This is a genomic window from Prevotella scopos JCM 17725, assembly GCF_018127785.1.
Taxonomy (GTDB): Bacteria; Bacteroidota; Bacteroidia; order Bacteroidales; family Bacteroidaceae; genus Prevotella; species Prevotella scopos.
The window spans coordinates 688,083-707,937 of sequence record NZ_CP072390.1; the positions used below are offsets into that span (position 1 = coordinate 688,083).

The 19,855-nt window shown below is 38.7% G+C and carries 14 protein-coding genes and 5 tRNA genes; 10 read left to right on the forward strand and 9 right to left on the reverse strand.

Annotated elements, in window-relative coordinates; translation table 11 throughout:
* Positions 1-12: 12 nt before the first annotated feature.
* The 9 genes from nudC to J4856_RS08215 all read right to left on the reverse strand — a co-directional run bounded on the left by nudC (position 13) and on the right by J4856_RS08215 (position 13,533).
* The gene (gene nudC, locus J4856_RS08175) at positions 13-789 is read right to left on the reverse strand and encodes an NAD(+) diphosphatase (protein WP_025839074.1); all 777 of its coding nucleotides are present in this window, start codon (positions 787-789) and stop codon (positions 13-15) included.
* Between the two features lie 91 nt (positions 790-880).
* On the reverse strand, positions 881-2,629 hold the full coding sequence (locus tag J4856_RS08180; RefSeq protein WP_025839076.1) for a bifunctional metallophosphatase/5'-nucleotidase: 1,749 nt from the start codon (positions 2,627-2,629) through the stop codon (positions 881-883).
* 492 nt (positions 2,630-3,121) lie between these two features.
* Positions 3,122-4,834 carry a DEAD/DEAH box helicase gene (locus J4856_RS08185; RefSeq protein WP_025839078.1) on the reverse strand — a complete coding sequence of 571 codons (1,713 nt, stop codon included), beginning with the start codon at positions 4,832-4,834 and terminating at the stop codon, positions 3,122-3,124.
* A 60-nt stretch (positions 4,835-4,894) separates the two neighbouring features.
* Positions 4,895-6,112, reverse strand: a complete 1,218-nt coding sequence (locus J4856_RS08190; RefSeq protein ID WP_025839080.1) for an LptF/LptG family permease — start codon at positions 6,110-6,112, stop codon at positions 4,895-4,897.
* Positions 6,113-6,123: 11 nt separating this feature from the next.
* A complete protein-coding gene (tgt, locus tag J4856_RS08195) occupies positions 6,124-7,251 on the reverse strand; it encodes a tRNA guanosine(34) transglycosylase Tgt (protein WP_025839082.1) in 1,128 nt (375 codons plus the stop codon).
* Positions 7,251-9,716: an endopeptidase La gene (lon, locus tag J4856_RS08200; protein WP_025839084.1), complete on the reverse strand. Its 2,466-nt coding sequence runs from the start codon at positions 9,714-9,716 to the stop codon at positions 7,251-7,253. The genes tgt and lon overlap by 1 nt, the downstream gene beginning before the upstream one ends.
* A 348-nt stretch (positions 9,717-10,064) precedes the next feature.
* On the reverse strand, positions 10,065-11,432 hold the full coding sequence (locus tag J4856_RS08205) for a DDE transposase (protein ID WP_211817820.1): 1,368 nt from the start codon (positions 11,430-11,432) through the stop codon (positions 10,065-10,067).
* A 341-nt stretch (positions 11,433-11,773) separates the two neighbouring features.
* On the reverse strand, positions 11,774-12,484 hold the full coding sequence (locus J4856_RS08210; protein WP_025839952.1) for a tRNA1(Val) (adenine(37)-N6)-methyltransferase: 711 nt from the start codon (positions 12,482-12,484) through the stop codon (positions 11,774-11,776).
* A 17-nt stretch (positions 12,485-12,501) separates the two neighbouring features.
* Complete coding sequence (locus tag J4856_RS08215) at positions 12,502-13,533, reverse strand: diacylglycerol/lipid kinase family protein (RefSeq protein WP_065367877.1); 1,032 nt, start codon at positions 13,531-13,533, stop codon at positions 12,502-12,504.
* Between the two features lie 191 nt (positions 13,534-13,724).
* Between J4856_RS08215 and spt the strand changes: the two genes are divergently transcribed.
* The 10 genes from spt (at position 13,725) to J4856_RS08265 (ending at position 19,560) form a co-directional block, all read left to right on the forward strand.
* Positions 13,725-14,915: a serine palmitoyltransferase gene (spt, locus tag J4856_RS08220; protein ID WP_025839951.1), complete on the forward strand. Its 1,191-nt coding sequence runs from the start codon at positions 13,725-13,727 to the stop codon at positions 14,913-14,915.
* 1,286 nt (positions 14,916-16,201) lie between these two features.
* Positions 16,202-16,275 (forward strand) — tRNA-Pro (locus tag J4856_RS08225).
* Positions 16,276-16,313: 38 nt separating this feature from the next.
* A tRNA-Gly gene (locus J4856_RS08230) sits at positions 16,314-16,386 on the forward strand.
* 43 nt (positions 16,387-16,429) lie between these two features.
* Positions 16,430-16,511, forward strand: a tRNA-Leu gene (locus J4856_RS08235).
* Between the two features lie 30 nt (positions 16,512-16,541).
* Positions 16,542-16,625: transfer RNA gene (locus J4856_RS08240), tRNA-Leu, on the forward strand.
* Positions 16,626-16,664: 39 nt separating this feature from the next.
* A tRNA-Gly gene (locus tag J4856_RS08245) sits at positions 16,665-16,737 on the forward strand.
* A 32-nt stretch (positions 16,738-16,769) separates the two neighbouring features.
* Positions 16,770-17,309, forward strand: a complete 540-nt coding sequence (locus J4856_RS08250; RefSeq protein WP_025839950.1) for a hypothetical protein — start codon at positions 16,770-16,772, stop codon at positions 17,307-17,309.
* A gap of 37 nt (positions 17,310-17,346) precedes the next feature.
* The gene (locus J4856_RS08255; RefSeq protein WP_025839949.1) at positions 17,347-17,754 is read left to right on the forward strand and encodes a single-stranded DNA-binding protein; all 408 of its coding nucleotides are present in this window, start codon (positions 17,347-17,349) and stop codon (positions 17,752-17,754) included.
* Positions 17,754-19,073, forward strand: a complete 1,320-nt coding sequence (gldE, locus tag J4856_RS08260) for a gliding motility-associated protein GldE (RefSeq protein ID WP_025839948.1) — start codon at positions 17,754-17,756, stop codon at positions 19,071-19,073. Before J4856_RS08255 ends, gldE begins: the two co-directional genes overlap by 1 nt.
* Positions 19,054-19,560: a 4'-phosphopantetheinyl transferase family protein gene (locus J4856_RS08265; RefSeq protein ID WP_025839947.1), complete on the forward strand. Its 507-nt coding sequence runs from the start codon at positions 19,054-19,056 to the stop codon at positions 19,558-19,560. Before gldE ends, J4856_RS08265 begins: the two co-directional genes overlap by 20 nt.
* The last annotated feature ends 295 nt before the right edge of the window (positions 19,561-19,855 follow it).

The window sequence follows — 19,855 nt, forward strand, 5'->3', positions numbered from 1 at the left end:
ATAAGCTTTTGTTTATATTGAAGTTTTGTTTATCCAATCGTCAAGAATCATTCTTGCTATTGATAATGGTTCTGGAATTGTCGGGAGATTGTCTTTAGTAAACCAAGCTCCCTTTGAAATTTCACTTCGTTGTAGGTGTAAGCTTCCACCATCATAATCAGCATTGAAGCCTACCATGAGACCGCATGGATAGGGCCAAGGTTGTGATCCAAAGTAGCGAAGATTCTTTACTTTTATTCCTGTCTCTTCTTCCACTTCGCGGTGAACGGCTTCCTCAAGTGTTTCACCTGTTTCAACAAAGCCAGCTACAAGTCCATAGAAATCAGTTTTAAAGTTGCGTGCATGGACAAGAAGAACTTTATTGTCATGATGTACAAGGACAATGACTGCTGTGGCCAGCTGTGCCCATACTTCTTTTCCGCAGTTTGTGCAACGTTTTGAAATGTCGGTGTGCATCTTCATTGTCGCTCCACAAACGCCACAGAAGCGGGTGTTATTATCCCAGTAAAGTAACTCATGACACTTGCCTGCTTTAAGATAAAATTCTTTGGGAAGACGATAGAAGGAGGAACGTAAGCCACACATCTCGTATTGTGCATTGTTGGTTATAGGTTGGTCAATCATGACAGCCTTTACCTCTGTTCCATCTTTCATCGGTGTGACATTAAGTACGTGTGTCCAAGGATGCAGTGATATTGGGGCATCTTCAGAGAGTGGAATAAAGTAATGCTCATCCACTTTCTCAAGCATGATATCTGTTTTACAGAAAATAAACCAATATTTCTTCATTAGTCTCAGTGTTAAGACTTTGCCAAATTCGTTTAATTTGGAACTTAACCTCGTAAACGAGTCAGTTCAGTTTTGACGAGTACTTCTTTTCTTATTCTTTGAAAAGAAGTTTGCGGTCACGTGCAGCAGCAGGAATGGTCCATGCTTCTGGAATAAATTTCCAGTTATGGTTTGGCTGTGGGTTCATTACACCAGCTTTCTTGATTTCTTCCATAAGATAATGTCGCTGATCCTTTGGACTTTCCCAGATGATGCGACTCTTCAAAGAGTCACGTGGGATACTTGCTCCCTTGGTTAAGAGTTCTCCACCACCATTAGCACGATAACTATTCACTGCTACAGTGTACCATTTAGTTTCATCGAAAGGTTCACCATTACTCATGCGTAGGATGTGTACCTTTTCTCCATCAGGTTTAGTTACATCTACTTCGTAATCGATACCTGCGGCGGAATCAAAGTTGAAAGAGAAGTTCTTAAAACCAAGACGTTGTGCATCATTCTGAGTGTTTGAAAGCAAAAGCAGATGATCTTCAGGACTTTTCATAGTGTTACACCATAGATCATAGCTCATCTCAAGATGCTTCCGAATCTCCTTACCTGTGAGGCGCATAGTACAAAGATTATTCTCATACTTATAGAGATTGAACATATCTGCAACAGTAATTGGTCCTGCTTTAATAGATGAATTGAATAACAAAGGTGCATTAAAAGCAATATCAGCCCCAGTAATCTTTAGTTCTAAATTGAGAATAAGGTCGTTGAAAGCAGAGTTACCGAAGTAGCTATCCTTTGTGTAAATTGTATTTTCAAACTTCCCAATTACCTGATCACCCCATGCTTTCACAGCATCGATTTCAGTTTGGAAATGCTCTATGAATGCTTCGTTAGCCTTGATATCTTTTACATCAATAAGTTGTCCATTCGCTTTTGTAATTGTGTATTGACGTTTACCTTTGACATTCTTAGGTCTAAGTGTTAATGTTGCTATCGCTACACGTTGTGCATTGTTTGCCGGGTCAAGGCAGATAACGTCTTTACCTGCAATATTCTTTTCTACAGAATTATGTGGCGTATGGTCGTGACCGAAGAAAATTACGTCAAAGCCAGGAACTTCCTTTGCAACTTTCTGAGACGCATCTTCGTCATAGTCTGATGTCTTTATGCCACCATCCCAGCCAGAATGGAATAAACCAACAATGACATCAGGCTTCTCTTTCATCTTCACCTCTGCCATAGTTCTTTTTGCACAAGACACCATTTCATCAAAGCGCAAACCACTCCAGATACTTTCTTTTAGCCAGTTTGGTATGGCCGGTGTTAGCATTCCAATGACACTGACCTTGATACCATTCTTTTTCTTGATGGTATAGTAAGGTAGGATGTATGTTTTTTTTGTCTTCGTATCGATAATGTTGGCTCCGAGGATAGGAAACTTTAATTCCTTGAACCATTTGTCATAGACTTTATGACCAGTTTCAATGTCGTGGTTTCCAACAGTTGCAACATCGTAATCCATATAGTTAAGAACACTTGCTGCAATGTTTGTCTTCTCAGGTACTACATAATTATAATAGTAAGATATAGGCTGACCTTGTAGGATGTCGCCATTGTCCATCAGATAAATGTTATCTTTCCCATCTTTCTTTCGAAGTTCCTCAACGAGTGTATAGACTCTTGCCATAGAACCGCTTTTAGACTTTCGAGTGATGAAGTCGTATGGGAAAAAGGAACCATGCACATCAGATGTTTCGATAAGTTTAATTGTAATATCTTTCTGTTGTGCCATAGTTGAAGAACTAAGTCCTAACATGATGGAAAGTAATATTGTTGAAAGTTTCATAACTTTATTTTTAATTCTGGTACAAAAGTACTAAATTATACGGAAATAAACGAACTTGTCTTGTTATGTTTTCTTGTGTTTCAAAGTTTCTTTTGGCTGTATATTTTAGATCTGGTGAGTTATATTTAGATGTAGACAATAAATTCTTTCCTAAAAGTATAGCCTTATATTTGAGCTGTTATATAATAAATAGTATTAAGGAGCGCAAGTCTAACCTAAGAAAGGTTTGGACTTGGGACTCATCCTTCTTATACAATATAATAACTGTGACGGAGAATGATATATATTGCTATGATTACTTTAATAAACATAAAGATAGATGCTTTGTACTCCAAGAGGTTTGTTTCGAAAAGTTGTTTTGATGTGAGGGAATCAAGATTTTGATGATAGCAGTAGATTTAATTATTAATTACCCGTAAAGAAAAGATAATGCCCGCAACCCTTAATGTTTGGGCTACGGGCATCATGTTTTGACGACCTAGAGTGTTAAATTTATTTCTTACCAAGTCCACGAAGCCATTTCAATGGTTTCTTGATAAGTGCCTTCAAACCTGACTCGTTGTTAGATGTTGATGGTAACTCCTCACGAATATCATATTTGGTACTTCTTCTTACTGACTTTTCTTCTGAAGTACGCTGGCGGTTGTTACGTTTTTTGCGCTTATTGTTCGACTTTTTATTCTGTTGATTGGCAGTACTTTCTACGTTACCTTTATTATTTGAAGGCTTTCTCTCATTGCGCTTCTCGTTATCGGTTTTTGTTTGACGCTCTTGCTGTCTGCCTTTACCCTGACGATTATTCTTTTTGTTTGCTGACGTTGTTACAGGATTGTTTTCTTTCTGTTTCAGTGCATTGTTGTTCTGTTTATTAGCTACCTTATTCTCCTGTCTTTTAATGTCGTTTTCATCAGTGGTGTTTTGTGTCTGAGGTACAGGGCGTCTGTTGCGCTGCTTGTTATTTCCCTGTTTCTTATCTTTGTGACTTTGATGGTCACGATCTTTCTTCCGACGACTCTTCGCACTATTGCTACCTTTTTTAGGCTTACTATTGCTTTTGTATTCAGGACCTTCGCCAAGTTCTGCTGGAAGTTGGGCTTTTTCAACCTCTTTTTCTAAGAATGATTCAATCTGTTGGAAGAAGTAGATGTCGTCCTCATTCACGAATGTAATTGCTTTTCCATCACGATCGGCACGTGCGGTACGACCGATACGATGAACATAATCTTCTGCATCGTGTGGAACATCATAGTTGATGACCATCGCTATGTCATCAATATCAATACCACGTGAAACGATGTCAGTTGCTACCAAAACATCAATTTGTCCGCTCTTGAACTTGAACATGACGTCATTTCGCTGCTCCTGATCTAAGTCAGAGTGCATCTCCCCGCAGTTGATATGCTTACGATTGAGTGATGCTGCTATCTGTTTTACTTTCTGTTTTGAACCAGAGAATATAATCACACGCTTAAGGTCTCCTGCTTTGAAAATGTCTTTAATGATACCCATCTTCTGAGTTTCATAGCATACATAAGCCTTCTGCTGTATCTTTTCAGCTGGTCTGCTCACTGCAAGTTTTATCTCTATTGGATTCTTTAACAAGCTTTTAGCAAGCTCTTCAATCTTTGGAGGCATCGTAGCTGAGAACATTATCGTCTGACAAGTAGATGGTAACTTCTTTGCAATTGTCATAATGTCATCAGAGAAACCCATGTCAAGCATGCGGTCAGCCTCATCAAGAATAAAGAAACTAACCTTGGACAAGTCAACATTACCCAGGGAAATGTGAGATATGAATCGTCCTGGCGTTGCAATTACAACATCAGCTCCTAATGCAAGGCTCTTTAGTTCCTGATCATATCTATTACCATCATTACCGCCATAGACAGCAACGCATGATACGCCGTTAAGATAGTAGGCAAAACCCTGCATACCTTGGTCAATCTGCTGTGCTAATTCACGAGTTGGCGACATGATGACACAATTAATAGCCGACTCCGGATAACCGCCATCAGCTAACTTGGAAAGTACTGGAAGAAGGTAAGCCGCTGTTTTGCCGGTTCCAGTCTGAGCAACACCCAAAACATCATGTCCTTTTAATATTTCAGGAATGCACTTCTCCTGAATTGGAGTGCATTCATCAAAACGCATGTCATAGAGTGCGTCAAGTACGTTATCGTTTAAATCTAAATCTTCAAAATACATATATTATTGTTTTTCCCTTTATCATGAGGGTAAGTTTTTAATGTTGTCTTGTTAATCTTGTTAGCTAGGTGCATGCCTATAACAGAAGTAAGCTATTACAGCAAAAATAATGTTAGGAATCCATGCTGCTAGTATTGGAGGTGTGTCAGCCTGTATTGCAAAGGTCGCTGATACGGTTTGGAGCATGATGTAACCGAAACTAAGTGCTAAACCGATACCAAGATAAAGTCCCATTCCACCTTTTCGTTTGCGCGAAGAAAGTGAAAGACCGATGATTGTAAGAATGAAGGATGAGAATGACATTGCTATTCGTTTATGAAACTCAACTTCATACTGTACCACGTTACCAGAACCACGGCTAGTTTGTTTTGAGATATAATCCAATAGCTCTGGAGATGTGAACGTCTCCTGCTGTCCCTTAGAATAGACAAGGTCAGTCGGTTCCATGAGTAGTACTGTGTCCTTTGTGGCACCACTTTGGATATGTTCTTTCAATCCTTTGAGCGTACGAATCTTCCAATTGCTAACTTTCCAATGATACTTTGTGTCAGCAACTGTGTCATATTGAATCTCCATTGCAGTCATGTGGCTAACAATCTTCTTGTCTTTAAATTTAACAAGTGAAAAACCATAGCCACGCTTATACTGGTTGTCGTAATGCTGTATGTAAGCAATAGTACTCTTTGCTACTTGCAACTGTACATTCTCTGCTGATGTATTCTTCTTTGAATTACGATAAAGCGATTCAAAGTTCTGTCGAATGACAGTGCCATGAGGAATGACATAGCTGTTAAGATAAAATGTTAAACCTGCAATGAGGACACAGGATATCATGTAGGGGCGCATCAATCGTTTGAACGATACTCCTGCTGCCATCATTGATATTATCTCAGAGTTACCAGCCAGTTTGGAAGTAAAGAAGATAACGGCAATAAAAACAAACAATGGTGAGAAGAGGTTAGAATAGTAAGGAATAAAGTTAGCATAGTAATCAAATATGATTGCACGCCATGGGGCATGATATTGTGTGAATTTTGAGAGATTCTCATTAAAGTCGAACACAATAGCAATAGAGATAATCAGTAAGATAGCATAGATGTATGTACCAATGAATTTCTTAATGATATACCAATCAAGAATCCCTATATAGCGAGAAGGAGTGAGCATCTTAAGTAGATGTCCCACCTTCTTCAATATAGGTAAATGTTCAATAAGGCATTGCCCGAAATGATTAATCAGTCTTTTGATTTTATCAACAATCTCTTTTACCTTACTCATTGAGTTTCTTCTTAAATTCTTCTTCCTAATTGTTCGATAACAGATGCCTTCCATTGTACGAAGTCACCTTGCTCAATATGTGTACGTGCGTCTGTGACTAGACGAAGATAGAAAGCAAGGTTATGTATACTGGCAATCTGCATGGCAAGTAGTTCTCCTGCTTTGAAGAGATGATGGAGATACGCTTTGCTCGTGATGACATCAATATCACAGCCATCTAAATCAATTGGTGAGAAGTCGTTTTCCCACTTCTTGTTCTTCATATTCATCGTTCCATTGTAGGTGAAAAGCATTGCATTACGTCCGTTGCGAGTAGGCATAACACAATCAAACATATCTACTCCACGCTCAATGGCTTCAAGAATATTCTGTGGTGTACCAACTCCCATCAGGTAACGAGGTTTGTCTTTAGGAAGAATCTCGTTGACTACTTCAATCATTTCATACATCACCTCGGTTGGTTCGCCAACAGCTAAACCGCCGATAGCATTACCATCGGCACCTTTATCAGCCACAAATTTCGAAGCTTCACGGCGTAAGTCTTTATAGGTACAGCCTTGAACGATAGGGAAGAGGCTTTGGTTGTAACCATAGAGAGGCTCAGTCTCGTTGAATCGTTTAATGCAACGATCGAGCCAACGCTGTGTCATCTCCAAACTCTTTTTGGCATATTGATAATCACTCTGTCCCGGAGGACATTCGTCAAAAGCCATCATGATATCAGCACCAATGATGCGTTCTGTGTCCATCACGTTTTCTGGTGTAAAGATATGCTTGGAACCATCAATGTGACTTCTAAACTCACAGCCTTCTTCTGAAAGTTTGCGTATGCCCGTCAAAGAAAAAACTTGGAAGCCACCAGAATCTGTCAAGATAGGACGATCCCAACCATTAAAAGCGTGTAAACCACCTGTAGCCTTGATGATGTCAAGTCCTGGGCGCAGGTAGAGGTGATAGGTGTTACCTAAAATAATTTGTGCTTTGACCTGTTTACGTAGCTCCTCAAAGTGCACTCCCTTAACAGACCCAACTGTCCCGACTGGCATAAAGATGGGAGTTTTAATCTGTCCATGGTCAGTTGTTATGATACCTGTACGAGCATCACTTGCTTTATCTGTGTGCTGAAGTTCAAATGTCATTATTTTGCTTCCTCCTTCTTTTCGTCAGCAATTGTAAAGTCAACAGGATGTTCTACTTTCTCATCAGTTAAAGCGAAGTCCCATACCTGCTGAATGTTCTCAACAAAATGGAAATGAAGTCCGTTACGATAAATCTCTAGGATTTCCTCAACGTCTTTCTTGTTTTCAGAACACATCACGATGTCTGTTATTCCTGCACGTTTAGCAGCAAGTATCTTTTCCTTAATACCACCTACAGGAAGGACCTTACCACGTAGGGTTATCTCACCTGTCATAGCGGTATTCTTACGCACTTTACGTTGTGTGAGTGCTGAAGCAATACTTGTTGCAATTGTGATACCAGCTGAAGGACCATCCTTTGGCGTTGCTCCTTCTGGCACGTGGATATGGATGTTCCACTGCTCAAAGATACGATAGTCAACGTTCAAGGCGTTGATATGTGCCTTTACATATTCTAATGCAATGACTGCAGACTCCTTCATCACATCGCCAAGATTACCAGTCAGTGTCAACTTACCTGATTTGCCTTTTGAAAGTGAAGTCTCAATAAAGAGAATCTCACCACCAACACTCGTCCAAGCAAGTCCAGTAACAAGACCTGCATATTTGTTGCCTTGATAGATATCACGTGTGTAAGATGGTTTGCCGAGCAAGTCCACCAGCTTGTCAGGTGTAATCTTCGTGTAAGGAAGTAGCTTGTCCATCGCCTGTTTGAATGCAAGTTTGCGCATCGCTTTATTGATTTGCTTTTCAAGCTGACGAACACCACTCTCACGTGTATAGTTTTCTATGATTTTCTCTAGTGTAGCCTTAGTAAACTTAGGCTTCTCTTCTAACTGGTCTAAACCAGTATTCTCAAGTTCTTTTGGAACAAGATGACGTTTTGCAATCTCTACCTTTTCTTCCGTGATATAACCAGAAACTTCAATGAGTTCCATACGGTCGAGTAGTGGACGTGGAATTGTGTTGAGATCATTTGCTGTAGCAATGAACAATACCTTCGATAGGTCATAATCCATATCTAGATAATTATCATGGAAGGCGTTGTTCTGCTCTGGGTCGAGAACCTCCAATAAAGCTGATGATGGGTCACCATTAATTGTGTTTTGTGTTACCTTATCAATCTCATCAAGTATGAATACAGGATTTGATGAGCCTGCCTTTTGAATATTCTTAATGATACGTCCAGGCATAGCACCAATGTAGGTTTTACGATGCCCTCTAATCTCTGATTCATCGTGTAAACCACCCAATGATACACGTACATACTTACGCTTCATGGCCTCAGCAATACTCTTTCCTAAGCTGGTCTTACCCACTCCTGGAGGACCATAAAGGCAGAGGATTGGTGACTTCAGGTTACCACGTAACTGGAGGACCGCGATGTATTCAAGGATACGTTCTTTCACTTTCTCCATACCATAGTGATCCTTATCGAGGATACGCTTTGCACGTTTCAAGTCAAGATCGTCTTTGGTATATTCATTCCATGGTAGGTTTACCATCGTTTGAAGATAGTTCACCTGCACGCTATAATCAGGACTTTGTGGATTAAGGGTGTCCAGTTTATCTAATTCCTTTTGGAATATCTTTGCAACATCCTCAGACCACTTTTTGTTCTTTGCTTTAGCGAGTAATTCTTTCTTGTCAGGTGCTGAGTCACCATCCCCCAATTCTTCTTTGATATTTTTAATTTGTTGATGCAGAAAATATTCGCGCTGTTGTTCGTCGAGATCCTCACGTGTCTTAGTACGGATATCTTGACGAAGAGTTTGGAACTGGATTTCACGGTTCAGTACCTTCATTAACGAGAACAGACGCCCCTTAATGGAGTCTTCTTCTAACATTTGAATTTTGTCTGTTACGGAGAAAGGCATGGTTGAACATACATAATTTACCGCAACGACAGGATTGTTGATATTGTTGAGTGCAAATTGTGTGTCATCAGGAATATCATCGCTTCCATGGATATATTCCTTTGCAACCAATTTCATGTCTTCTACAGCCGTAGAGAATTCCTTGTCATTCTTTGGCTCAGACTCTTCTGGCAAAGCAACAGTGTATCCCTTCATGTAAGGGCTTAGAGTTGTAATCTTCTTGATCTTACATTTACCAAGTCCTTGTAGTATAACAGTACGATTATTGCCCTCATAATTTCCTGGCATATCAAAAGCACGTACGAAGCGTGCATAGATACCAGTCATATAAATATCGTCTTCTCGAGGGTCATTAATATTGCTATCTTTCTGGCTTACAATTGCTATAATCGTGTTTGGATTCTCCTCCAATTGCTCAACTAATGCTAATGTTGGCTTTCTACCAACAAGGATCGGAGAAAGAATTCCAGGGAACATAACGAGGTTACGGGTTACGAAGATAGGGATTTCGCCATCAACTTGTACGTTCAAGTTTGGCATATCACCTTCGTAATCAGTAATCATTTGTATAGAGCTATTTTGTTTCATAAAGTTCTTTTATACCTACTTTTAGCTTGCAAAGTTACAAAATAAAACCGAAAGACTGAAAGAATAAAGTCGCTTTAATTGGGACTTCAACAAAAAGAAGGTGGATTATGCATATCTTACGTTGAATGTATGGATTGAAAAATATGATTTATAGTTTAGGGAATTTCAGTTAATTCACTCCTGAACCTGCCAAGAGCATTCAAAAACTGGATTCTTTTTCTTGGAAAAGTTCCTAGAAAAAGAATTTGCAGTGTTTTCTGCTCAAAAATCTCAAATGTTGAGCCGTATGGGCATACCTGCCCCTTCCATACCTGCCTATGGATGGATATAAATCACCTTATCTTTTTATCAAGCCACCTTCTTCATGTCCCTGGCCATCAGCCTTGCGGCAAGAATGGCGGCATTAGCCGTATGGATTCCGAAGAAGAGCAGTAATGTTTCGCTGAACATGTTACGTGCCTTGATGCGCCCAACGGCATAGTGCTGTTTCTGATTCCCGAAGCTGCCCTCCATTACAGTGGCCCTGAGGTTTCCAATAATCTTTCTCGCCGTCCTGAGACATTCTGATTCTTCTTTGGGCTTGGGACCTTTTCTGACGAAACAGGTGGTTATGCCTTTTTCCGTACACATTGTTCGGTTGGCATTGTTGGCATATATGGAATCGGCACCGACACGCTTAACTTTGACCCCCGTCAGAGATTCCTGATACTCAACACATTGCTTAAGACGAACACCCTCGTTGAAAGCCTCAAAGCTGTGGTGCTCTATGAATGATATGCCGTCAATCTGTATGTTGTTGACCTTTGCCCCAAACTCCACACGCTTGTTTTCCTTGCCCCTGACAATGGGACGGAGGTAGGGACGGTCGATGCTGACAATACGGTGCCTGACTTCCTTGCCTGAAAACAAGGCTGACTGTTGGCGGAATACGGCACGTATGGCGGAGAGACGCTTTTCCTGTTCTGCCGACAGGCTGATACAAGGGCTATACAATTTGCAAAGACGGTACCACTGAGAAAGAAGTTTGGAGAGCAGTTTCAGAAGTCTTCTCCTGAGCTTGCGCGTGGATGATGCTGTGTGCTTGCGCTGCTTGGCGTATGCAAGCCTAGCCTTCTCAACATCATTATACTTGCTCCTCGGAACACGCTCCGACAGGTGCTTACACTCGGAGACAAGCAGCTTGTGAAGCCAATGGCAACACTCCCAGAGTAGCTTGATGTCTGTCGGGAAGCGCAGGTAGCTCTCATAACAGGTTGCATCCGTCAGGCATAGGTCCTTGTCCTTGAGGCTGTCTTTCCATTTGGCGTACAATATGCCCTGAAGGCTGTCTATGTCAAGAAGACGGGCAAGACGGTTGCGTATGGCACTTACAATCTTTCCATCCCTAATGGGACAGGAAGGGTCTATCAGAGCGTCACAGAACATCTGCATGTGGATGCTTCCGTTAAGCATCTCTATCAAGCCATCGTCAGACAGACCTGTGTATGACTTGAGGAACATCAGGGCTATTTCTCCCTCACACGAAAAAAGAGGCTTTTTGCCCCGCTTGCTCTTATGGCTACGACTCGTACATGCTGCTGCCAACTCCTTAAGTGGGAGCTGGGAATGGATACGTCCAAGTTCGCTTTTTGCAAAGCTGTCACGATAGCTCTGTAAAAAATCAAACTCTGTAAAGGGCAAAGTTGGTGTTATATCAGAAATTTTTTGTATCTTCACGACGTTTTTTTTAAATTTTTCCCCCGATTCTGCCCGTGAAGGGTCGTTCGGGGGATTTTATGTAAAGGTACAAATAATATATTACACTGACAAACAATTAGTTAGAAAAATTCTGAATATCCCTAGTTTAAGTGGGATGTCTCTATGATTTCATCTTCCAGAAAGGTGAGTGAAGATTACATAAAACCTGAGAATAGTTTTATTGTAAGTTGCTGTCACTTTTAACATTCCGTGCATGTTGCTGTGAATTAATAAGTTAAATGACTACAGGTAGTGACAGTGATGGCCGGAAAATAGGTTGTTTGTGGCGTCATAACACAGCAAATTAATTTATTATAATTTTATCTGATATAAAATTCTTTTGTCAGATTATGATACCAATCGGTAAGAGAATTATCAGCGTTTGTAAGCACCTCTTCATTTATGATGCGTTGTGTTTTAGAATTCTTTGATAATTCAATCAGACAACGTTTTGCTGGTTTCGAAGATTTAGTTTTTATGTATGTTATTTTGTGCACAGATAATCCGTTAAATATAGCCTCTGCTTCAAGTAAATTTTTATTATCTGAAGGGATGATGATTGAAAGAGTCCCGTTTGCTTTAAGAAGTCGTTTTGAATGAAAGATAAGCTCTTGGTGAGAGAGCGTGTCAGTATGTCTTGCAGTTGTCCTTTGCTGTAAAGGATTTTTTAATGAGTTAATAAAGTAGGGTGGATTGCAAACAATAGCGTCATATATCCCTTCTTCTTTTGTTTCGCAGTAGGGACAATAATCTTGCAATGACTTGTTGAGAATATTTATATTATCACTGAATGGAGACCGCATGACGTTAAAACGTGCATCTTCAAGGGCTCCTTCATCAATCTCAATTGCATCAATGCTTGCTGATGGAAAACGTTGTGCCATCATAAGAGCAATAAGTGCTGTCCCCGTTCCTATGTCAAGGATTTTTAATCCTCCTTCTGCCCAGGCCCCAAGTAACACACCATCCGTTCCAACCTTCATGGCTGTATGCTCATCGATGATATGAAATTGTTTGAAAGTGAAGCCCATTGGTCTTGTTTATGATTTTACATGTTCAATTTGCGAAGTAGGTTTTTGTTAATAGCTTGTACCTTTCTACTTTGTTTTGTAAAATCTTGTCTCATCAAATCAAAGTTATAAAAGATCTCTGAAAAAGCTGTTTGTAAGATGTTGGGTTGCCTATTATCTTTTTTGCTCTTTGGATTTACAATAATATTTATACCCTTTGGGACAATAGAAATGTCAACATCAACACCTGATGTGATAGGGTCGCCATCGAAATGAATAACACCTTCTTTTTTACGATGTATATGAATGTGTTTAGTTCTGAATGTTTTTATCTTCAGATTTTTATCAAGTGTCTTGTTGAAAAGTTCAATTGCGACTTGTGGTGCATCGATAATATCGAAAGGTTCCATGATAATAATATCCAACAATCCATCGCTCATTGAGGCTTGTGGAGCAATATATGCATTGTTTCCATATTGAGAAGCGTTGGCTGCTGATACAAGGAATGCTTTATAACGATGTGTCCCATCTTCATCCTCGATTTCGTAAGTCTCAGGTTTATAACTGAGTCCTTCTTCAAGAATTTTTTGCATATATGTGATGGGACCACGTTTTCCGGCCTCTGCAAACTTCATTGAAATAAAAGCGTCAAACCCCATGCCACAGGTGCAAAAGAAAGGATGTTCATTAATAATGCCATAATCAAGTTTTTTTACATCATAGCTATTAATGATATCAACACATTTCTTTAGATTCATTGGTAAATCAAGATGTCTGGCAAGTCCATTCCCCGAGCCACAAGGGAGTATGCCTAAGGCGGTGTTCGAATTAATAAGTGCTCTGCCGACCTCATTGACTGTGCCATCACCGCCTACTGCGATAACGATATCAACTCCTTCTTTCACGGCTTCTTGTGCAAGAATAGTTGCATGCCCAGCATATTGAGTTTCTGCAATATGATAGTCAAACTGTTCTTTGTCGAGTCGTTCCTCTATAAGATTGGGAATACCAGCCTTACAAATAGTACCCGATATGGGGTTGAGGATAAAAACTATTTTTTTCTTATTCATTGGGTCAAACAAGCGCATTGTTTATTTGGACAAAGATACATATTTATTAGTTATATCATGGTTATTATGGGAGCAAAAATGTTTAAAAATCACTTTTCTAATTAAAAACTGCTTTTTATCATTCTAAATTAGTATCTTTGCACCCTAAAAATAATATTAAGTAGTCATTGACTACACCACATTAAAATATAATGGGACAGTTACAAGACAAGTACAAAAGCTATCGCGAGCCGCAGAAGTTCATGGATGCTGGTGTTTATCCATACTTCCGTGAGATTACAAGTAAGCAAGGAACAGAGGTAACAGATATTGATGGCAATAAAATCCTTATGTTTGGTTCTAACGCCTATACTGGCTTACCTAATGATCCACGTGTGATTAGTGCTGCTCAAAAAGCTCTTGAAAAGTATGGTTCAGGTTGTGCTGGAAGTCGTTTCTTGAATGGAACGCTTGATCTCCACGTGCAGTTGGAGAAAGAACTTGCAGCATTTGAAGGTAAAGATGAGGCACTTGTTTTCTCTACAGGTTTTTCAGTAAATGCTGGTGTTCTCTCAGTTGTTGTAGGACGAGGAGATTATGTCATTTGTGACGATCGTGATCATGCAAGTATTGTTGATGGACGTCGTCTGAGCTTTGCCACCCAACTTCGTTATAAGCACAATGATATGGAAGATTTGGAGCGTGTCCTCCAGCGACTTCCTCATGACGCAGTTAAACTGATTGTTGTTGATGGAGTCTTCTCTATGGAAGGTGACTTAGCAAATCTACCTGCAATTGTTGAATTGAAACACAAATACAATTGTTCCATCATGGTTGATGAAGCACATGGTTTAGGTGTGTTCGGACGTCAGGGTAGGGGTGTTTGTGATCATTTTGGTTTGACAGACGAGGTCGACCTTATTATGGGTACCTTCTCAAAGAGTTTGGCATCAATTGGTGGCTTTATTGCTGGTGATAAAGATACGATTAATTATTTGCGTCATACTTGCCGCACTTATATCTTCTCAGCAAGTAATGCACCAGCTGCAACAGCAGCAGCTTTGGAAGCACTTCACATTATAGAACAGGAACCAGAACGCTTAGAACAACTTTGGAAGGTTACAAATTATGCTTTGAAGCGATTTAGAGAAGAAGGTTTCGAGATTGGCGACACTGAAAGCCCAATTATTCCACTTTATGTTCGTGATATTGAAAAGACCTTTATCGTGACTAAGTTTGCGTATGAGGCAGGCGTTTTTATTAATCCTGTAATTCCTCCAGCTTGTGCTCCACAAGATACCTTGGTACGTTTTGCTTTGATGGCTACACATACCGAGGAACAGGTTGAGCGTGGTGTCCAGGCTTTAACTAAGATATTTAAGGAGCAGGGCATAATTAAATAAAATGTAATTTCGTCCTATATTTGTGGACTTATAATATACAAAATAAAGGAATTATTCATGTTGAGTAATTCCTTTTTTTATACCTTATATATGTAAGTGATAATAACGGCGCAATAAGTATGTGTGATAACAAAGTCTAGATGTGATGTTACGTACTTAAGGGATAAATGAAGAAACACTTCTCTTTAATACTAGGTATTACGAATGACGATTACTTAAAATCATCGATTTACAATAGTGTAAGTTTAATGTTAGCAATGGGGTAGAACGTTTTAAGCTCCTAATTTATACTATGTCTGTGGACGTTTAGTATCACTAGATTTTGTGCAGATATTTTATATGTTTGGTGCAGGTGCTTAGCACATGTGGTGTTGAGGCTTAGCACAATTGGTGCGGATGCTAAACACAATATGTGTTGATGGTTATGTTTACAAGGATACACAATTGAGTGGATGAATGGGAACGTATTGTGAGAATTATATTGTATTACTATGGTTTGTTTTGAGTCTAAGATGATTCGTATGAGGGATATAAAAAATCTACATTAGTAGATTATTATTTATACTTTGATTTCAGCCATAAATCTACGACATTGAGCTATGCTGTTAAGAAAGGCTCTTGCCAAAGTATGTAAAAGTGGGAAACTCTATGGTATTGGGATGTTATAGTTGGGTAATGAATTTCTTTTGGCATGAGATTCGTTATTGCGTAATAATATTCTTTGCATAATTGATTTTTTGTTCTTCGGAAACTTATAGGTTTATACCCAAGGATTGATCTAAAAAGCGAGTGTATGAAAGGTATATAAAACATAAGAAATATTTTTTTATATATGATGTTGTAGGCAAGTTAGAAATCTATTACCTTTATGAACCATTATCAAGCCTGAATTTATCTTGAAAATAAGTTGATGGAAATGTTTGTGTAGTGCCATAGTTTATTTCCTTATTACCTTAATATAAGATATGGGGGCTTTTGTGATGGTATTTTACAGTATGGAGTAATCTACTATAATATGATAAATGTCATTAGATGGACAAACAATCGAATTGCAAGTGTGGTAAAATTATAAAAATTTTGCCATGATCACTATTTTGATGTTGTTCTTTTATAGTAGTCTGTTAATCAATAATTTTGCTATTTGTGAAGACCATTTTTATTTTGCTCTTTTGGGATAAAATCAGATTTCTATTGAAAAAAAATGAAGAAAAGTTTGGCGGTGTCGAAAATATATAGTACCTTTGCACTCGCAATTCGGAAATGAGTTTATCACTAAGAATATGCAACGGGGTGTAGCGCAGCTCGGTAGCGCATCTGGTTTGGGACCAGGCGGTCGCAGGTTCGAATCCTGTCACCCCGACTTTTGTCTAACTCTTTAGAGAAAGAGAGACTTTAAATGCGGCAATAGCTCAGTTGGTAGAGCACGACCTTGCCAAGGTCGGGGTCGCGAGTTCGAGCCTCGTTTGCCGCTCTTTGATATTCTGAAAAATATAGAAGTAAGCTTCTTGTTTTATGCCCAGGTGGCGGAATTGGTAGACGCGCACGTTTCAGGTGCGTGTGTTTCACGACGTGCAGGTTCGAGTCCTGTTCTGGGCACTTTATGATTCAGAATACTTTTTATATGCTGGAGAGGTGGCGGAATTGGTAGACGCGCTACTTTGAGGGGGTAGTGAAAATTGTTTCGTGGGAGTTCGAGTCTCCTCCTCTTCACATAAATCTTTTAAGTAAGTGGTTACTTACGCTGTAAATGCGGCAATAGCTCAGTTGGTAGAGCACGACCTTGCCAAGGTCGGGGTCGCGAGTTCGAGCCTCGTTTGCCGCTCTTTTTAGAGAAACATATATAGCAATTTCTTTATGAATTTATATTTGCGATATTTCGATAATGAAGTATTAGTTCATAGCGTTGAGGAAGCTCTCGATTTCCTAAGTTCTATTCCTGATATTCAGCTTACTCCAGAATTGGAAGATGATATTAGAAATTATGCTGCTAGCGATGTCTTTTATCCTAAACGTTATAAAGTTCGTCCTCGTGTTTATTTCATTGTCATCAAGACTGAAGCTGCCACTATGATGGATTTTAAACAGAAAAAAGCTCTTCGTCCTGTTGCTGATGGTATGGTGCGAAAGGACAACCCTGCAATTATGCATCTCAACGAGGAGCGTGATGGATGGTATGAAGGCGAACTTGATTTCAAGCGAGTTGTTCTAATCCCAACATCAGGCAAGCATGAATATAGAGATACACATTTTGTTGCACAGTGCAAAGCTGTTTCAGGCTGGGATTGTTATAATCGTATCGTAGAGTATTTGAAAGATAGGGTAGATAATAGAAGTCAATTCCCATCGGCTAAAGGTAAGAATTTTAAGTTTAAATATTTAGGTATGTGGAAGTAATTCACATGCCTTTTTGTTGTTACTTAGTTAATCATCTATGAATAGAGTATTGTTGATTGGTAATGTTGGGCGCGAACCAGAGATAAAATATTATGAGGCCGATCAATGTGTTGCCTCGTTTACTTTTGCCACAACAGAGCGAGGATATACGCTGCCTAATGGAACAGTTGTTCCCGACCGCACTGATTGGCATAATATAGTTCTGTTTAAAGCCCTGGCTAAATATGCAGAAAAATATATCCATAAAGGTGACAAACTTTATATTGAAGGACGTATTCGCTATCGTTCTTATGACGATAAGAAGGGGATGCGACGATACGTTACAGAGATTTATGGTGATAATCTTGAATGGCTTTCTACTTCCCGTAAAAATGAAAATATTTCTGAGGTAAAAGTAGATGATAGTGCCGACGATACTTCAGATGATACTAAATTACCTTTTTGATGAATATTTTTTTAGTTGATATCTCCTCTTATATTACAGTCAATCCAATAGATCTCAGTGTAATTATTACTTCTCTATTGGCTATTGTTTTACTTGGTTTGTCAGCATTTGCTAGTGCATCTGAGATAGCGTTCTTCAGTCTATCTCCAACGGATATAGAATCACTTGATCCTGATAAGAATGCTTCAGATAAACTTATTGAATTGCTGCGAGAAGATAGTGAACGCACATTGGCTACAATTCTTATTACGAATAATCTTGTCAATGTTGCAATTATTATGTTATGTAATTACATCTTCGCACACCTATTTACATTTGGTGAAGTGTGGTTACAATTTATCTGCGTAACGATTTTATTAACTTTCCTTCTTCTCCTCTTTGGTGAAATCATTCCTAAAGTTTATAGTAGAAGAAAACCGCTTGCTTTTTGTAGAAGTGGTGTGAAAGGAATAATTTTTTTTAGAAACTTGTTTTGGCCAATAGAAACGATTCTTTTGAAAAGTGGAGCATTTGCTGAGAAAGTAGTTCAAAAGGAGAATCGGCAATTATCTGTCGATGATCTTGAACAGGCTTTGGAATTAACTGACAAGAATGAAATTAAGGATGAACAAGGGATGCTTCAAGGAATTATACGCTTTGGAGATGAGACTGCTAAAGAGGTGATGACCTCTCGACAAGATATTGTTGATTTGGATATTCGTTGCTCTTATGATGATGTTTTAAAGTGTATAGTGGATAATAACTATTCACGTATTCCTGTTATTCAAGACAATCAGGATAACATTCGGGGAGTACTTTATATTAAAGACCTATTACCTCATCTTTCAAAACCAATAAACTTCAGATGGCAGAGCTTAATTCGTCCACCTTATTTTGTACCAGAAACTAAGAAGATTGACGATTTATTGCGTGATTTTCAAGAAAATAAAGTTCATATAGCCATTGTTGTTGATGAATTTGGTGGTACAAGTGGTATTGTTACATTGGAGGATATTCTAGAAGAGATAGTAGGCGAAATTAATGACGAATTTGATGAGGAAGAGCGTAATTATACTAAATTAGGCTCAAATACCTATATTTTTGAGGGTAAAACGCTTTTGAATGATTTCTTGAAAATTCTTAACCTCTCTGATGATGAATTTGGTGATATTGAAGGAGATGCAGATTCTTTAGCCGGCTTACTTTTAGAAATCAAAGGTGATTTCCCAGTGGTTCATGAACAATTATTCTACAAAAACTATAAATTCGAGGTGTTGGCTATTGAAGAGCGTCGTATAAGTAAAGTTAAAGTTACTTTCTGTGGTACGGATAACAAATGATGCTGGAGGTAAGGTTTTAGTTGGACTACTGCAAATTGATAAAGGTAGAAAGGCTGAGAAAGATGGAGTAAACAAAATCTTGAAAGAGATGTTGGGTTATACACCCATCCTGCAGCATAATGAAGATGGTAAACCGATTATGGGGGGGTATAATATTAGTATAACTCATACCATTGGCTTTGTTGCTGTTATTCTTTCCAGAGAATATGAGGTTGGTATTGATATAGAGTTCGTTTCTTCTAGAGTAAAACGTGTTCAATCACGCTTCCTGAGAGATGATGAAATCATGGCAGATGTAACCGATATGCTCATTACTTGGTGTGCTAAAGAAACGATGTATAAGCTTTGTTCTTCAGAACATTTGGCTTTGAAGGATATTCTAGTAAAGCCAAAATTAAGGTTAGTTACTAACCTTAGATCATCTCTAACACTTAGTTTTAAATGCGAATGTAACGCTAATTATGTTCTTACTTATGTATGGAAGTGAAATGTCTCAATACATATTTTTAGATAGTATATGTTTTCGTTTGTGATAAAATATGCACGTTATATTACAAAACATATTATATTTGCGCAAATAATATTTAAATATTTACTTTTGTTTGTTGTTTTATTTTGTTTTTATAATCATTTTGTTTATATTTGTATCAGTCATTTAGCACTAAAGATAATATTTTACCAACTAGTCTAATTAACAGGAAGGATTGAACATGAAAAAAAGCAAAACACTTGATTTTTTCGAAGATTATGACTTCGAAAATCAAAATAATCAGGAGCAAACT